We start from the raw sequence: 15,476 nt of genomic DNA on the forward strand, positions 1-15,476 counted from the left end.
CAGCTTCGCGGTACTCCTGCCGCTCCTGGACGAAGCGGCAGAAGTGCCTTCAGGCGCGCAACAGGTGCAACTGCCGCGGTCAGTAGAGGATGCGCGTACGCAGGGTGCCGGGGATGGCCGCCAGCTCGTCGCGGATCACGGTAGCCTGCTCCTCGGTCGCGCCGATGTCGATCACCACGTAGCCGACCTTGGGGTCGGTGCGCAGGAACTGGCCGTCGATGTTGAGGTTGTGGCGCGAGAAGATCTCGTTGATCTTGGACAGCACGCCCGGCACGTTGCGGTGGATGTGCAGCAGGCGCAGGCTCTCGTCGTGTTCGGGCAGGGTCACCTCGGGGAAGTTGACCGCCGACAGGGTGGAGCCGTTGTCGCTGTAGCGCACCAGCTTGGCGGCGACCTCGATGCCGATGTTCTCCTGTGCCTCCAGCGTCGAGCCACCCACGTGCGGGGTCAGGATCACGTTGTCATGCGCGGTGAGCGGCGATTCGAAGCGGTCGCCATTGCCCTTGGGCTCGACCGGGAACACATCTACCGCCGCGCCACCCAGGTGGCCCGAGCGCAGCGCCGCGTCCAGCGCGTCGATGTCGACCACGGTGCCGCGCGCGGCATTGATCAGGTGCGCGCCCTTCTTCATCTTCGCCAGCTGCGGGGCACCGATCATCCACTGGGTGGAGCCGTTCTCCGGCACGTGCAGGGTGACGATGTCCGAGCGCTCCAGCAGGCTGTCCAGGCTGATGGCCGGGTGCGCGTTGCCCAGCGACAGCTTGGTTTCGATGTCGTGGAAGATCACGTTCATGCCGAACGCCTCGGCCAGCACGCCGACCTGGGTACCGATGTGGCCGTAGCCGATGATGCCCAGGGTCTTGCCGCGTACCTCATGGCTGCCGTCGGCCGACTTGGACCAGCCGCCGCGGTGGCATTCGGCGTTCTTCTGCGGGATGCCACGGGTCAGCAGGATGGCTTCGGCGATGACCAGCTCGGCGACCGAGCGGGTGTTGGAGTAGGGAGCGTTGAACACCGGGATGCCGGCCAGCTCGGCCGCCTCCAGGTCCACCTGGTTGGTGCCGATGCAGAAGCAGCCCACCGCGATCAGGCGCTTTGCGTGGGACAGCACCTCGGCCGAGAGATGGGTGCGCGAGCGGATGCCGACGATGTGGGCCTCGGCGATGCGGGCCTTCAGCTCCTCGTCCGGCAGCGACTTGGTATGGAATTCGATCTGCGAGTACCCGGCCGCCTTGAACGTGTCCACGGCGGTCTGGCTGACCCCCTCGAGCAACAAAACGCGGATGTCCTGCTTCGGGAACGAGGTCTTCTTGGGCGACATGTCGGGTACGACGGCACAGGGGGAAGGGCCGCCAACTATGCCAGATCCGAAGCCGCTTTGGTGCGCTGCGCAACGCGGCAAGGCATTGATGGAAAAAAGGTTTCAGATGAATTTACCTGCGCTTGGCAGCGGGCTGCCAAGGTGACTGGACGAGGCGCGGCCGGACTGTCACGCTTGGCGGCTTTCACGTCGCCGAAACACCGCCATGACCGATCCACGCCTGCAAAGCCTCCAGCAGTCCTGCCCGAGCCTGCGTCTGAAGACCGATCCGGCCGACCTGGAGCATTACGGGCGTGACTGGACCCGCCGCTGGACCCCCAACCCGCTGGCCATCGCCTTGCCGGGGACGGTCGAGGAAGTGCAGGCGGTGGTGCGCTGGGCCAACCAGCTCGGCGTGGCGGTGGTGCCGTCCGGCGGCCGCACCGGCTTGTCCGGTGGCGCGGTGGCGGCCAACGGCGAGCTGGTGCTCAGCCTGGAACGCATGAACAAGGCGCTGGACTTCAATGCCGTGGACCGCACCCTGACCGTGCAGGCCGGCATGCCGCTGGAGGCGTTGCACAACGCGGCCAGGGAGCACGGGCTAATCTACCCGGTGGATTTCGCCGCGCGCGGCTCCTGCTCGATCGGCGGCAACATCGCCACCAATGCCGGCGGCATCCGCGTGATCCGCTACGGCAACACCCGCGAATGGATCGCCGGGCTCAAGGTGGTGGCCGGCAACGGCGAACTGCTGGAGCTCAACAAGGGCCTGATCAAGAACTCCAGTGGCTACGACTTCCGCCAGCTGGTGATCGGCTCGGAAGGCACGCTGGGCATCGTGGTCGAGGCCACGGTCAAGTTGACCGACCCGCCGCCGGCCACCAACGTGATGCTGCTGGCGCTGCCGTCGTTCGACGTGTTGATGCAGGTGTTCTCGGCGTTCCGTGAACGCCTGCAGCTGGAGGCCTTTGAGTTCTTCACCGACCGCGCCGTGCAGCACGTCACCGCGCACGGGGCACAGTACCCGTTCGAGGAGATCCACCCGTACTACGTGGTCACCGAGTACGCCTCGGCCGACGAAGCCGGCGAGGCGGCGGCGATGGCGGCCTTCGAGCATTGCATGGAGCAGGGTTGGGTGCTGGACGGCGTGATCAGCGCCAGCGAAGCCCAGGCCCAGCAGCTGTGGCGCCTGCGCGAAGGGATCACCGAGGCGGTCGCGCGCTACAAGCCGTACAAGAACGACGTATCGGTGCGGATCTCGGCGATGCCGGCGTTCCTGGCCGAGTCGCAGGCGCTGATCAACGGCGCGTATCCGCATTTCGACGTGGTCTGGTTCGGCCATATCGGCGATGGCAACCTGCACATCAACGTGCTCAAGCCCGACGACACCAGCGATGCCGAGTTCCTGACCCAGTGCGAGCATGTCACCAAGCTGCTGGCCGAGGTGCTGCACCGTTTCGACGGCAGCATTTCGGCTGAACACGGGATCGGGCTGGTCAAGAAGGCCTACCTGGGCAGCACCCGTGGCGCGGCCGAGATCGCGCTGATGCGCGGGGTCAAGCGGGCGTTCGATCCGAACGGCCTGATGAACCCGGGCAAGTTGTTCGACCAGTAAGGGTTTGCCAGTTACTCTGTGCGCCCTCCAATCGCCAAGACCGACCTGACGATGATCCGCCCGATCCTGTTCTGCGCCCTGCTTGCCCTGCCGCTGTCGGTGTTCGCCTCCAGCTTTGCCGGAACATCGGCCGGATCGGCCTCGGGCGCGTCCTCCAACTCGTCGGGCAGCTCGTCCGGCGACGACAAGGTGGTGCTGGATGCGCGCGAAGACGCCGCCGGCTTTGTCGCCAGCAATGGCGCCATCCGTGGGGCATGGCTGGAAGCGGCCCTGATCCACCTGCGCGAGCGTGATGCCGCCGCCCGTGAAGCCAGCGACATGGAACTGGCGCGGAAGATCCTGGCGCTGTGACCGGCACCGGCCGGCTGCCGCGTGCGCGGTGGCTGGTAGTCCTGCTGGCCGGCCTGTTGGCCGCCGGCCAGGGCCACGCCGCACTGCGCATCAGCGTGGACGGCCCGGGCTTGTCGCCGTCCGAACGGCGCGACAGCCAACAACTGGTCGAGGATGTCCTGCAGCGCGCACCGCCCGCGCTGCGTGCGCGTGCAAACCGTCCGTTGCGGCTGCGCTGGCGCGAGGATCTGCCTGAACACGTGCAAGGGCGCGCCCACGGCGACGTGCTCGGCCTGGACAGGCGCCTGCTCGATGCGCTGGACGGTGGTCATGAGCCTGATTGGGCCGTGGCGCGCGCCGCGCTGGCCCACGAGCTGGCACATGCGTTGGATCGCGCACCCGACGGTGGCTGGTCGAAGCAGGCCCGCTTCCGCGACCTGGCGGGTTGGCAGGAGCGCCCGCTCTGGCCGGGCCGGGGACGCAACCGTTTCACGCTGCGCAGCCCGGATGCCTACGAGCGGGACAACCCGGCCGAGTTCTTCGCGGTCAACTTCGAGTACTACCTGCTTGATCCGCAGTTCGGCTGCCGGCGCCCGGCGCTGGCGGCCTGGTATGCCGCGCAACTGGGCGATCTCCCGGCGGAAGCCGCCGCAACCTGCGCCCCAGCCGTGCCGCTGATGAAGGCCGGCGAACAGGAAGGGTCCGCCGAGCTGGTCGAACTGGATCCTGCGCGTGTCTACCAGGTGGACTACCTGCTGGCCGAGGGCAACGACGTGCTTATGAGCCGCTGGGGCCACAGCATGTTGCGATTGGTGGTGTGCGCGCCAGGGCGGCCACTTGGCCCTGCCTGCCGGATGGACCTGCAACATCACCTGGTGCTGTCCTTCCGTGCCTTCGTCGGCGACGTCCAGATCTCCAACTGGCGCGGCTTGACCGGTTCCTACCCTTCGCGCCTGTTCGTGCTGCCACTGAACCGGGTGATCGACGAATACACCAAGGTCGAGCTGCGCGGCGTCTCGTCGGTGCCCCTTGCGCTGGACCGGCAGGAGATCACCGGGCTGCTGCAGCAGGCCGCGCAGTTGCACTGGAGCTATGACGGCCGCTACTTCTTCATCAGCAACAACTGCGCGGTGGAAACCTGGAAGCTGCTGCGCGACGGTGCCCCTCGGCTGGGCCAGGCCGACCTGCAATCCATCACCCCGACCGGCCTGCGCGCGAAGCTGCAGCGCCAGCACCTGTTGGCGGCCGCCCCGCAGGACACCGCCGAGGCGGTGCGTGGGGGCTATTACTTCGAATCGGCCGCCGGTCACTACGCGCTGGTGTTCGCCCTGGCGCGGGAGGCCTTGGGGTTGCCGGTGGCCGATGTCGCGCACTGGCTGGCGTTGCCGGCCGGGCAGCGGCGGCCATGGATGGAGCGGGCCGACGGGCAATCGCTGGCGGCACTGCTCCTGCTGGAACAGGCCGGATGGCGGCGCCAGGAACTGCTGGCCCGTGACCGCCTCAAGCGTGAATTGCTGGGGGGGAAGGACGCTGCGCGGCAGCATGCCGAATTCCTGGCCCTGATGCAGCGCGCCGGCCTGCTGGTGGCGCCGGGCGGTCTGCCGCTGGGCGGATATGGCATCCCGAACCCCGCCGAGCGCGATCTTGCCCGTGGGGCGGTGGCGGCGGGCGCGCCGGAAGCCATCGCGCAATGGTCGGCGCTGCGCGCGGAAGCCTTGGCGTTGCTGCCTGCCGGGCAACAGGCGCAAATGGCCGGCATTGAATCGAATCTGGACTACCTGCGCCAACGCTTGCGTTTGCGGTACGGTACGTCGTCCTCCTTGCCAGTCGTACTGACCGGGGGGCGGGGGAGAGGACGACTTGTGGAGGGTGCGGTTGAGCATGGCAATGAATGATGTGCAGCTGCCCGATGGGGCGACGCAGCTGGCCGAGGATGTGATGCGACTGCGCTCATGCGCGGTCCTGCAGATGGACCACCACGGGCGGATCCTGGATTGCAATGCCGGTGTGCTGGGGGTCTTCGGCTATCGTTCCGATGAACTGGTTGGGCGTAACTTCGCCTGTCTGTTCAGCAGCGCCGAACTGGACCGTGGCTCGGACCGCGCGGCCCTGACCAAGGCATTGCTGCACAGCTTCGAGAACCAGGGCCTGGCGATGATGCGCAAGGACGCCACGCGCTTCCGTGCCGGCTTGCTGCTGGAGCGGGTGGAAGGCAGCGGGGACGCGACGCCGCGCGTGCTGATGGTGGTGCGCGACCTGAGCGATTTCTTTCAGACCCAGAAGCGGGTCAACGAGGCGCAGGAGATCGCGCTGCGCGCGCAGCGGCTGGACGCGGTCGGCAAGCTGACCCTGGGGCTGTCGCATGACTTCAACAACCTGTTGTCGGTGATCGCCAACAGCCTGGACATGCTCGCCGCTCGCCGTACCGGCGACGAGAGCGCGCGCCGCATCCTGGACATCGCCCACCGTGCGGTGGAGCGGGGCACGCAGCTGACCCGGCAGATGCTGGCCTTCGGCCGCGGGCAGACGCTGGTGCCGGAGGTCAGTGACGTCGGCCACCTGCTGCAGTCGTCGCTGGAGCTGTATCGCCGCGTGTGCGGGGAGACCATCCAGCTGAACATCCAGGTGGCGCAGGGCCTGCCGCCGATCGCGGTGGATACCGGCCAACTGGAGGCCGCGTTGCTCAACCTGTTGAGCAACAGCCGTGACGCGATGCACGGGGTGGGCCGGGTGGTGCTGGAGGCCCGCCTGGAAACCGCCGTGCTGCCCGGGGGCAAGGGCGAGGAAGAGGATTTCGTCTGCATCACCGTCGGCGACAGCGGGCCGGGCATCCAGGCCGAGATCCAGGGCAGCGTGTTCGAGCCGTTCTTCACCACCAAGAGCGTGGGCGACGGCAGCGGGCTGGGGCTGAGCCAGGTGTACGGGTTTGCTTCGCAGTCCGGGGGCACCGCGACGATCGGCCGGTCGGCGTTGGGTGGTGCGGCGGTATCGCTGTACTTCCCGGTGGTGCGCTGATCCCGGAGTGCCCTGTCATCCGGTGATGTCCGGATGACGGGCCCTGATGCAGGTCGAGGCCGGCATCAGCTTCGCGGCCGAGGCCGCTCCTGCCGGGGCAGGAGTGCCTTCCGGCGCGAAGCCGGGTGCACCCGGCCGGGGATCAGTCGGCGCGGCCGCCGAACTCACCGGTGGTGGTGTTGACCAGGATGCGCTCACCGTTGGTGATGTATTCCGGGACCATGATCTCGATGCCGGTGCTCAGCTTGGCCGGCTTCGGACGCTTGGTCGCGGTGCCGCCCTTCAGCTCCGGCGGGGTCTCGACCACTTCCAGGGTCACGTGCTGCGGCATCTGGATCGCCACCGGCTGGTCGTCGATCACCTGCACGTAGATGCCGGTCAGGCCTTCGGTGATGTAGCCGGCGTCGTCGCCGATCACGTCCGCATCCAGCGTGTACGGGGTGTAGTCCTCGTCATCCAGGAACACGAAGGCGTCGCCGTCCATGTAGGAATAGGTGGACTGGCGGCGCAGCAGCTCGACTTCGCTCAGGTTGTCATCGGCGTCGAAGCTGGCATCGAGCTTGTTGCCGCCCGGCACGCTGTACATGATGAAACGGAAGCGGACGTTGCCGCCGCGGCCCTGCGGCGAGCTGCGCTCGATGTCGCGGATCTGATAGACGCCGTTGTTGTATTCGACGACGTTGCCTTTCTTGATATCGCTGGCTTTCATGCTTGGAAAGTCGGTTGGGGTAAACGGAGGCGGGGGGGGGGGGGGGGGGGGCGCCGGGGGGGGGGGGGGGGGCGGGGGGGCCCGGGGGGGCCCCCCGCGGGGGGATCACTTCGGTGCCAGACGCACGGCACCGTCAAGGCGAATAGTCTCACCGTTGAGGTAGGTATTGCCAATGATGTGGCCGACCAGGCTGGCAAAGTCGGCCGGCTGGCCCAGCCGCGACGGGAACGGGATGGAGGCGGCCAGCGATTCCTGCACGTTCGGCGGCATGCCATCGACCATCGGGGTCCAGAACACGCCCGGGGCGATGGTCAGCACGCGGATGCCGAAGCGCGACAGCTCGCGGGCCATCGGCAGGGTCATGCCAACCACGCCGCCCTTGGAGGCGGAGTAGGCGGCCTGGCCGATCTGGCCTTCATAGGCGGCCACCGAGGCGGTGTTGATGATCACCCCGCGCTCGCCATCGGCCGAGGCCTCGTTGTGCTGCATCAGGTCGGCCGCGGCCTTGGCCACGTTGAAGCTGCCGACCAGGTTGACCATCACCGTGGTCTGGAAATTGGCCAGCGGCATCGGGGCCTCGCGGCCCAGCACGCGGCCCGCGCCAAGGATGCCGGCGCAGTTCATCACCACGTTCAGCCCGCCCAGGAAGTCCCTGGCGGCAGCCAGGTTGGCGGTCACGCCGGCCTCGTCGGTGACGTTGGTGGTGAAGTAGCGGGCGTTGTCGGCGCCCAGCTCGGCGACGGCGGTCGCACCCTTCTCGTCATTGAGGTCGAACAGGGCGACCTTGCCGCCGTTGGCGACCAGGAACTGGGCGACGCCGAGGCCGAGGCCGGAAACACCACCGGTGATGACAGCACGCACGGAGGACAGCTGCATTGGAACGATCCTGCGGAAAAATGGACCACCGATTCTAGCGGATGCGCCTGCTCCGCCCAGAGGGGCAGGCCGGCTCGCCGCTTCAGCGCAGGCGCAGGGCCAGTTCCCCAGGGGACAGGCCCGGGGAGAACAGGAAGCCCTGGCCGACCGGCACGCCCAGCTCCAGCAGGAACTGGCGCTGGGCCTCGGACTCGATGCCCTCGGCCACCAGCCCCAGGCCCAGGCTGCGGGCAATGCCGCAGACCGCCTCGCAGACCGCCACGTCGGAACGGTTGCGTGGCACCCCACCGATGAACAGCTGGCTGAGCTTGAGGCCATGGATGGGCAGGTTGCGCAGGTAGTTCAGGGCGCTGTAGCCCTCGCCGAAGTCGTCGATGGTCAGGATCACCCCCATCCCGCGCAGCTCTGCGAAGGTGCGCAGCGTGGCCGGGGCGTCCTCGATCAGGACCCGTTCGGTGAACTCCAGCTCCAGCGCGCTGCCGGGCAGGTCGAACGCCTGCAGTGCCGACTGGACCTGGTGCGCCAGCCGGTCGCCGCTGAACTGGCGGTAGGAGACGTTGATCGCCACCCGCACCAGCCCCAGCCCCTGGTCGCGCCATTCGCGGATCTGCTGGCAGGCCTGGTGCAACACCCAGTCGCCGATCCGGACGATGTCACCGGTGTTCTCGGCATGGCTGATGAAGATATCCGGGCGCAGCTCGCCCAGTTGTCGGTCGTGCCAGCGGATCAGCGCTTCGCAGGCGACCAGTTCGCCGCTGCGCAGGTCCACCTGTGGCTGGTACACCAGCCGGAACTCGTCGCGTTCCAAGGCCTTGCGCAGGCGCCGTTCGATCTGCAGGCGGTCGCGCTGGCGCCGGGCCAGCTCCGGCGAGAACGCCTGCCAGCCATTGCGGTCGCGGCGCTTGCACTCGTACATGGCCAGGTCCGCGTTCTGGATCAGCTGCTGCGGGCGTTGCCCATGCTGCGGCGCGCGGGCGATGCCGATGCTGGTGGTGACCGCGAACTCGTCCTTGCCGAACTGGAAGGGCGGCACGAAGGCGTCGGTGATGGCCTGGGCCAGTTGCTCGGGGCGTTGTGGCAGGTCGCGGGCATCGCAGGTGACCACGAATTCGTCGCCACCGAAGCGGGCCAGCAGGCCCTCGGTGCCGATGGCCTGGCTGATGCGGCGGGTTGCCTCGATCAGCAACTGGTCCCCGGCATTGTGGCCGAGCACGTCGTTGACGGTCTTGAAGCGGTCCAGGTCGATGTACAGCACCGCCACGCCGGCGTGGGAGGGGTTGCTCAGGCGCGCTTCCAGGTCGGTGAGCGCGGCATCGCGGTTCATGATGCCGGTCAGTGGATCGGTGCGGGCCTGGTTCTTGAGCGTTTCCTCGGCCTGCTTGGATTCGGTGATGTCCTGCAGGGTGCCGGCGATGCGGCTGGAGGCCAGGTCGCCGGGCTCGACCTCGCCGATCATGCGGATCCAGAAGCTGTGCCCGTTCGCGCGCTGCCCCTGCAGCTCCAGCTCGAAGCCGGCACGCTGCTCGACCACCCGGTCCATGGCCTCGCGCAGCAACTGGCGCGACCCCAGGTTCAGGCAGCAGAGCAGGGTATCCAGGTCCTCCGGCGGATGGGCCTGGCCGAGGATGCGCTGGGCTTCGCCGGTCAGGTACAGGCGCTTCTGGCCGCGGTCCCATTCCCAGCCGCCGATGTGGGCCAGGGCCTGGGCGCGATCGAACAGGGCATGGTCGCGCTTGAGTTCGGTGATGTCGCTGAACAGCGAGAACACGTGGTCGGGCAGGTCGCAGTTGGACGAAAACACCGGCACGGTGGTCATCGAGATCCAGATCATGCGGCCGTGCGGCCGGTGGTACAGGCCAACGATGGTGCTGGGGATGATGCGTCCGTCGCGGAACGCGCGTGCGACCGGCCACTGCTCCATGCCCAGGCGGCGGCCGCGCTCGTCGACGGTGATCCACTCATCGGCATCCACCGGTGCGCGGGCCGGCAGGTGGTGGGTCAGTTGCAGGATGCGGTGCGCGGCGGGGTTGGCCGAGAGGATGTTGAAGCTGCGGTCGAACAGCATCACTCCCTTGTCGATGGACTCCAGCAGCAGGCGGTAGCGCGTTTCGGCCTGCCAGCGCCGGCTCAGGTCGCGGGCGACGGCGACGATGCACTGCTGGCCGTCATGCTCGAACACGGCCGAATGCACTTCCACCGGGAAGCGGCTGCCGTCGCCGCGCATGTTGGTGACTTCCACCACGTAGGTCTCGCCGCGGTGGAGGGTTTCCCAGACCGGCTCCAGGTGGTCGGCGGGCAGGTCGGGGTTGAGCAGTTCGATGGGCTGGCCGACGATTTCCTCGCGGGTCCGGCCGTAGGCCTCGATGCCGGCCTTGTTGAGGTCCAGTACGACACCGGTGGCGCTGAGGATGCTGACCGGGTCGGGCACCGCATCGAACAGCGCCTCGTAGCGGCGCTGGGCGGCGTGCCGCTCGGTCATTGCCTCGCTGAGTGCGGCGCGGGCGGCGACCAGTACCTGCTGCAGGGCAAGCGGCAGCGGCTGGTGCAGGGCCTGGTCCAGCCCGGCGAGCGCATCGACGTGGGCGGCGGGGTGTTCCCCCTCCGCGTGGACTATGCGCTGGCCGGTTCCGGTCATGACACTGTCAAAGCCTTTCCTGTCTTGCTGCCTGTCTGCCGGCCCAGCCGTTCGGCGAGCCAGTTCCCCGTGGCGGCAAGCGCCGGCAGATCGACGCCGGTGCTCATCCCCATACCGTGCAACATGTAGACGACGTCCTCGCTGGCGACATTACCACTGGCGCCACGCGCATAGGGGCACCCCCCGGTGCCCGCGACCGCCGAATCCACCACCCGGACCCCCACGTCCAAGCATGTGGCGATATTAGCCAGCGCCTGCCCATAGGTGTCGTGAAAATGGATGGCCAGGGCGTCGACCGGCAGTTCGGCGGCAACCGCCTGCAGCATCGCCCGCGCCTTCAGCGGGGTGCCCACGCCGATGGTGTCGCCCAGCGAGATCTCGTAGCAGCCCATCGCATGCAGGCTGCGCGCCACGCGCACCACGTCGGCCAGCGGCACCTCGCCCTGGTAGGGGCAGCCGAGCACGGTGGAGACATAGCCGCGGACCTTGATGCCATCGGCCTTGGCGCGGGCCAGCACCGGCTCGAAGCGACGCAGCGATTCGTCGATGCCGGCATTGGTGTTCTTCAGGTTGAATTGCTCGGAGGCGGCGGTGAACACCGCCACTTCCTGGACCCCGACCGCCAGCGCGCGCTCGTAGCCTTGTTCGTTGGGTACCAGTACCGGGTAGTTCACGCCGGGGCGGCGCTGGATGCCGGCAAACACCTCGGCGGCGTCGGCCAGCTGAGGCACCCATTTGGGGCTGACGAAGCTGGTGGCCTCGATGCTGCGCAGGCCGGTGGCCGAGAGCCGGTCGATCAGCGCGATCTTGTCGGCGGTGGCGACCTGCTGTTTTTCATTCTGCAGGCCATCGCGCGGGCCTACTTCCACGATGCGGACGAAATCGTTCATGGCGTTGCGATACCTGCGGTCACGGGGAGGCCCAGGCGGGCGGGCGCTTCTCGAGGAAGGCGGTCAGGCCTTCGCGGCCTTCATCGGAGGCGCGCAGCGCGGCGATCAGGCCGGCGTTGGCACGGTCCAGGGCATCGCGGTCACCGCCGGCGGCGGCCACTTCACGGACCAGGACCTTGGCCGAGGCCGCGGCGACCGGGCCGGCCTTGGCCAGCAGTGACAGCTGGGCGTCCACGGCCGCGTCCAAGGCCTCGGCCGCGACCACCTGGTGGACCAGGCCGATCTGCGCGGCGGTGGCCGCATCGAAGTGCTCGCCGGTGGCGAACCAGCGGCGCGCCTGGCGCGGACCGATGGCCGAGATCACATAGGGAGAGATCACCGCCGGCAGCAGCCCGAGGCGGCTTTCGGTCAGGCCGAAGCGGGCACCTTCGGCAGCGATGGCGATGTCACAGCAGGCCACCAGGCCGACGCCACCACCGAACGCGGCACCGTGGACGCGGGCGATGGTCGGCTTGGGCAGCTCGTCCAGGGTGCGCATCAGCCGGGCCAGGGCCAGCGAGTCCTGGCGGTTCTCTTCCTGGCTGGCGCTGGCCATCGCGCGCATCCATTGCAGGTTGGCGCCGGCCGAGAAGGAGGCGCCGGCCCCCGAAAGGACCACGGCGCGCACCGTCGGGTCATTGCCGACGGTTTCCAAAGCGGTGGTCAGGGTCTGGATCAGCGCGGCGTCGAATGCGTTGTGCAGTTCCGGGCGGTTCAGTTGCAGGGTCGCGACGGCGCCCTGGCGGTGTACGAGCAATGCATCGCTCATCGGGAAAGCCTGAGTTGAACGGTAAGTGCGCGAATCATAGCGGTGCAGGACTGGGACGCCATGACGCGACGCGGCGATGCTAGAATTGATAACCATTCTTATCAACTCCTTAGAAGGGCCCATTCAGTGACGTTGTCCGAGTTGCCGCTGCATGCCTCCGCCAAGGTTGAAGACGTACAGGACCTGCATCCCAATGACGCCATTGCGCGCCGCCTGCGTGAGCTGGGCTTCGTGAACGGCGAGGAGGTGCGCCTGGTGGCGCGGGGCCCGGTCGGCGGCGAGCCGCTGCTGTTCCAGGTGGGTTTCACCCGTTTTGCCCTGCGCCGCAGCGAAGCGGCCCGGGTGCGCGTGCGTACTGAAGGAGTATCGGCATGAGTGGGGCAGTGGCACGGCTGGCGCTGGTCGGCAACCCGAACAGCGGCAAGACCGCCTTGTTCAACCAGCTGACCGGCAGCCGCCAGAAGGTGGCCAACTACACCGGCGTCACCGTCGAGCGCAAGGAAGGCCGCATGCGCGGCCCGTCCGGCCGCGAGTACGCGGTGCTGGACCTGCCCGGCGCCTACAGCCTGCACCCGGCCAGCCTGGACGAGGCGATCACCCGTGACCTGTGCCGTGGTTTCTACCCCGGCGAGGCCGCGCCGGACGCGCTGATCTGCGTGATCGACGCGACCAACCTGCGCCTGCACCTGCGCTTCGCGCTGGAGGTGCGTGAGCTGGGCAAGCCGATGATCGTGGCCCTGAACATGGTGGATGCGGCGCGCCGTCGCGGCATCGAGATCGACGTGCCGGCGCTGGAAAAGGCACTGGGCGTGCCGGTGGTGGAAACCGTCGCGGTGCAGCGCAACGGGGCCAAGGCCCTGGTCGAGCGCATCGACGGGCTGGTGCCGCAGCTGGCTTCGCAGCCCCTGCAGCAACCGGTGGAAGCCGGCGAGCACCACGCCCAGGTGCGCGCCATCCTGGAAGCGGCGGTGCGCATGCCCAGTCGCACCGGCAAGATCGACGACACGCTCGACCGCTGGCTGCTGCACCCGGTGTACGGGCTGCTGACGCTGGCGGTGGTGATGTTCCTGATCTTCCAGGCGGTGTACGCCTGGGCGACCCCGCTGATGGACGGCATCGAGGCCGGCTTCGGCTGGCTGGGCGAGTTCGCCGCGGCCAAGCTGCCGGAAGGGCCGCTGAGCAGCCTGCTGGTGGACGGCATCATCGCCGGCGTGGGCGGGGTGATCGTGTTCCTGCCGCAGATCCTGATCCTGTTCTTCTTCATCCTGGCGCTGGAGGAGTCCGGCTACCTGCCGCGCGCGGCTTTCCTGCTGGACCGGATGATGGCGTCGGCTGGCCTGTCCGGGCGCTCGTTCATCCCGTTGCTGTCCAGCTTCGCCTGCGCGGTGCCGGGCATCATGTCGACCCGCTCGATCCAAGACCCGCGTGACCGCCTGGCCACCATCCTGGTCGCACCGTTGATGACCTGTTCGGCGCGCCTGCCGGTGTATGCGCTGCTGATCGGCGCGTTCATCCCGGCCAAGACGGTGTGGGGCGTGTTCAACCAGCAGGGGCTGGTGCTGTTTGCCCTGTACGTGGCGGGCATCCTCAGCGCGCTGATGATGTCCTGGACGATGAAGAAGTTCCGCCGCGACAAGAGCGAGCACCCGCTGATGCTGGAGCTGCCGTCCTACCGTCTGCCCAACCCGCGTGACCTGGCGGTGGGCCTGTACGAGCGCGCGATGATCTTCCTCAAGCGCGTGGGCGGCATCATCCTGGCACTGACCATCCTGCTGTGGTTCCTGCTGTCCTTCCCCGGCGCGCCGGAGAACGCGACCATGCCGGCCATCGACTACAGCTTCGCCGGCCAGATCGGCCATGCGATGGCGGTGATCTTCGCCCCGCTGGGCTTCAACTGGCAGATCTGCATCGCGCTGATCCCCGGCATGGGCGCGCGCGAAGTGGCGGTGTCCTCGCTGGCCACCATCTACGCGCTGTCCGCGGCCGATGACGATGCCGCCATCCAGGCGCTGACCCCGGTGATCAGCGACGGCTGGACGCTGGCGACCGGCCTGTCGCTGATGGTGTGGTTCATCTACGCGCCGATGTGCATCTCCACGCTGGCCACCATCCGCCGCGAGACCAATTCCTGGAAGCAGATGGCGTTTGCCACGGTGTACCTGTTCGCGGCGGCGTACCTGGCCGCGCTGGTGACCTACCAGGTGGCCAAGGCGCTGGGGGCAGGCTGATGGACAGGGGCATGCTGCTGCAGTACCTGATCATCGCGCTGGCTGTGCTGGTCAGCGCCTGGGTCGTGCTGAAGAAGCAGTTCCCCGGTGTGATGCGGCGCCTGCGCGGTGCACTGGCGCTGTGGCTGGTGAAGCCGGCGCATTCGCAACGGTTGCAGGAGTGGGGGCGGCGGCTTGCGCCCCCGCCCGCCAATGGCGGCGGTGCCTGCGGTGGTTGCAGCAGCTGCGACACCAAGGCGCCCAAGCAGCATTGAACCGAGCGCCGGGCCTGCCCGGCGTTCGTGTTTCCAGGTCAATCGCGGACCAATCCGCCATCGACGACCAGGTTCTGCCCGGTCACCGCGCGTGCCCACGGTGAGGCGAAGAACAGCGCGGCGTTGGCGAACTGTTCCGGCGTGGTCACCTCGCGCAGCGGGATGCCGGTGATCAGTGCCCGTTGTCCGGAGATCTTCATCGGTGTTGCAGACCGTTGGTTCGAAGTGCGCGCAGGGTAGCAGGCGCTATACAATCGCCGGTCTTGCAGGATGCAGACCAAGGGGGCTTGGATGAAGTTTCTGGTATCGCTGGCCGTGGTGATCGCGGCGGTGGTGGGGATTTACCAGTGGGGCGGTAATTCGCTCAGTGAAAGGCAGGTGCGGGCGTTCTACGAGCGCGCCGACGAGGCCATGGCAATCGCAGACGACAAGGCGCTGTGCGAACTGCTGGCCGAGGACTACCAGCAGTCAGTGGTCATGAAGACCGAGAACGCGCAGTCCGAGCGTTCGCTCGGCAAGAAGGAATACTGCGCCGAGCTGGCCCGGACGATGGACATGATGCGCCAGTTGCAGGCGCAGCTGGGGCGCATCCCGCTGCGCCACCAGCAGACCATCAAGAGCATCACGCTCTCCGAGGACGGCAGCACGGCCAAGGTCGAGTTGTCCTCGGTGCTGGAGATCCCCGGCATGCGGATGGTCAGCCGTGGGCGCGACACGATCGAACGCAACCGCTGGAAGGTGCTGGTGACGCGCAGCGTGGCGGTGGTGCACGCCGGTGCGAATCATTGATGCAGGCCTGCGGCTTGTCGCAGGTCG

15 protein-coding genes are annotated in these 15,476 nt (G+C 68.0%); 8 read left to right on the top strand and 7 right to left on the bottom strand.

Translation table 11 applies throughout. From position 1 onward, the window contains the following. Nucleotides 1-79: 79 nt before the first annotated feature. Nucleotides 80-1,321: a phosphoglycerate dehydrogenase gene (gene serA / locus ATCM_RS04765; RefSeq protein ID WP_132863102.1), complete on the bottom strand. Its 1,242-nt coding sequence runs from the start codon at nucleotides 1,319-1,321 to the stop codon at nucleotides 80-82. A gap of 205 nt (nucleotides 1,322-1,526) precedes the next feature. On the opposite strand from serA, the gene ATCM_RS04770 reads away from it, so the two are divergent. The 4 genes from ATCM_RS04770 to ATCM_RS04785 are packed head-to-tail and all read left to right on the top strand — an operon-like array spanning nucleotide 1,527 to nucleotide 6,260. Next, entirely contained in the window at nucleotides 1,527-2,915 is a 1,389-nt protein-coding gene (locus ATCM_RS04770; protein WP_132863103.1) for an FAD-binding oxidoreductase, read from the top strand. 51 nt (nucleotides 2,916-2,966) lie between these two features. Further along, a complete protein-coding gene (locus ATCM_RS04775; protein ID WP_132866073.1) occupies nucleotides 2,967-3,266 on the top strand; it encodes a DUF2388 domain-containing protein in 300 nt (99 codons plus the stop codon). After that, nucleotides 3,263-5,140, top strand: coding sequence for a DUF4105 domain-containing protein (locus ATCM_RS04780; RefSeq protein WP_132863104.1), 1,878 nt, complete (start codon nucleotides 3,263-3,265; stop codon nucleotides 5,138-5,140). The genes ATCM_RS04775 and ATCM_RS04780 overlap by 4 nt, the downstream gene beginning before the upstream one ends. Beyond that, on the top strand, nucleotides 5,133-6,260 hold the full coding sequence (locus tag ATCM_RS04785) for an ATP-binding protein (RefSeq protein WP_207911775.1): 1,128 nt from the start codon (nucleotides 5,133-5,135) through the stop codon (nucleotides 6,258-6,260). Before ATCM_RS04780 ends, ATCM_RS04785 begins: the two co-directional genes overlap by 8 nt. Nucleotides 6,261-6,402: 142 nt before the next feature. Here the strand turns inward: ATCM_RS04785 and yeiP are convergent, their stop codons facing one another. The 5 genes from yeiP to ATCM_RS04810 form a co-directional block, all read right to left on the bottom strand. Next, entirely contained in the window at nucleotides 6,403-6,969 is a 567-nt protein-coding gene (yeiP, locus tag ATCM_RS04790) for an elongation factor P-like protein YeiP (protein ID WP_132863106.1), read from the bottom strand. A 105-nt stretch (nucleotides 6,970-7,074) separates the two neighbouring features. Continuing rightward, entirely contained in the window at nucleotides 7,075-7,845 is a 771-nt protein-coding gene (locus ATCM_RS04795) for an SDR family NAD(P)-dependent oxidoreductase (protein WP_132863107.1), read from the bottom strand. 82 nt (nucleotides 7,846-7,927) lie between these two features. Next, nucleotides 7,928-10,480, bottom strand: coding sequence for an EAL domain-containing protein (locus ATCM_RS04800; RefSeq protein WP_132863108.1), 2,553 nt, complete (start codon nucleotides 10,478-10,480; stop codon nucleotides 7,928-7,930). Continuing rightward, complete coding sequence (locus tag ATCM_RS04805; RefSeq protein ID WP_132863109.1) at nucleotides 10,477-11,370, bottom strand: hydroxymethylglutaryl-CoA lyase; 894 nt, start codon at nucleotides 11,368-11,370, stop codon at nucleotides 10,477-10,479. The genes ATCM_RS04800 and ATCM_RS04805 overlap by 4 nt, the downstream gene beginning before the upstream one ends. Nucleotides 11,371-11,389: 19 nt before the next feature. Then, the gene (locus tag ATCM_RS04810) at nucleotides 11,390-12,178 is read right to left on the bottom strand and encodes an enoyl-CoA hydratase-related protein (RefSeq protein WP_132863110.1); all 789 of its coding nucleotides are present in this window, start codon (nucleotides 12,176-12,178) and stop codon (nucleotides 11,390-11,392) included. A 126-nt stretch (nucleotides 12,179-12,304) separates the two neighbouring features. Between ATCM_RS04810 and ATCM_RS04815 the strand changes: the two genes are divergently transcribed. The 3 genes from ATCM_RS04815 to ATCM_RS04825 are packed head-to-tail and all read left to right on the top strand — an operon-like array spanning nucleotide 12,305 to nucleotide 14,660. Continuing rightward, entirely contained in the window at nucleotides 12,305-12,553 is a 249-nt protein-coding gene (locus tag ATCM_RS04815) for a FeoA family protein (RefSeq protein WP_132863111.1), read from the top strand. Beyond that, on the top strand, nucleotides 12,550-14,406 hold the full coding sequence (gene feoB / locus ATCM_RS04820; RefSeq protein WP_132863112.1) for a ferrous iron transport protein B: 1,857 nt from the start codon (nucleotides 12,550-12,552) through the stop codon (nucleotides 14,404-14,406). The genes ATCM_RS04815 and feoB overlap by 4 nt, the downstream gene beginning before the upstream one ends. Then, nucleotides 14,406-14,660: a DUF6587 family protein gene (locus ATCM_RS04825; protein ID WP_132863113.1), complete on the top strand. Its 255-nt coding sequence runs from the start codon at nucleotides 14,406-14,408 to the stop codon at nucleotides 14,658-14,660. Before feoB ends, ATCM_RS04825 begins: the two co-directional genes overlap by 1 nt. Before the next feature lie 38 nt (nucleotides 14,661-14,698). Here the strand turns inward: ATCM_RS04825 and ATCM_RS19425 are convergent, their stop codons facing one another. Beyond that, entirely contained in the window at nucleotides 14,699-14,941 is a 243-nt protein-coding gene (locus tag ATCM_RS19425; RefSeq protein WP_343145101.1) for an SDR family oxidoreductase, read from the bottom strand. Nucleotides 14,942-14,951: 10 nt separating this feature from the next. Between ATCM_RS19425 and ATCM_RS04835 the strand changes: the two genes are divergently transcribed. Further along, complete coding sequence (locus ATCM_RS04835; RefSeq protein WP_132863114.1) at nucleotides 14,952-15,449, top strand: hypothetical protein; 498 nt, start codon at nucleotides 14,952-14,954, stop codon at nucleotides 15,447-15,449. The last annotated feature ends 27 nt before the right edge of the window (nucleotides 15,450-15,476 follow it).

Origin of the sequence: Stenotrophomonas sp. ATCM1_4 (assembly GCF_004348115.1) — a bacterium.
Taxonomy (GTDB): Bacteria; Pseudomonadota; Gammaproteobacteria; order Xanthomonadales; family Xanthomonadaceae; genus Stenotrophomonas; species Stenotrophomonas capsici.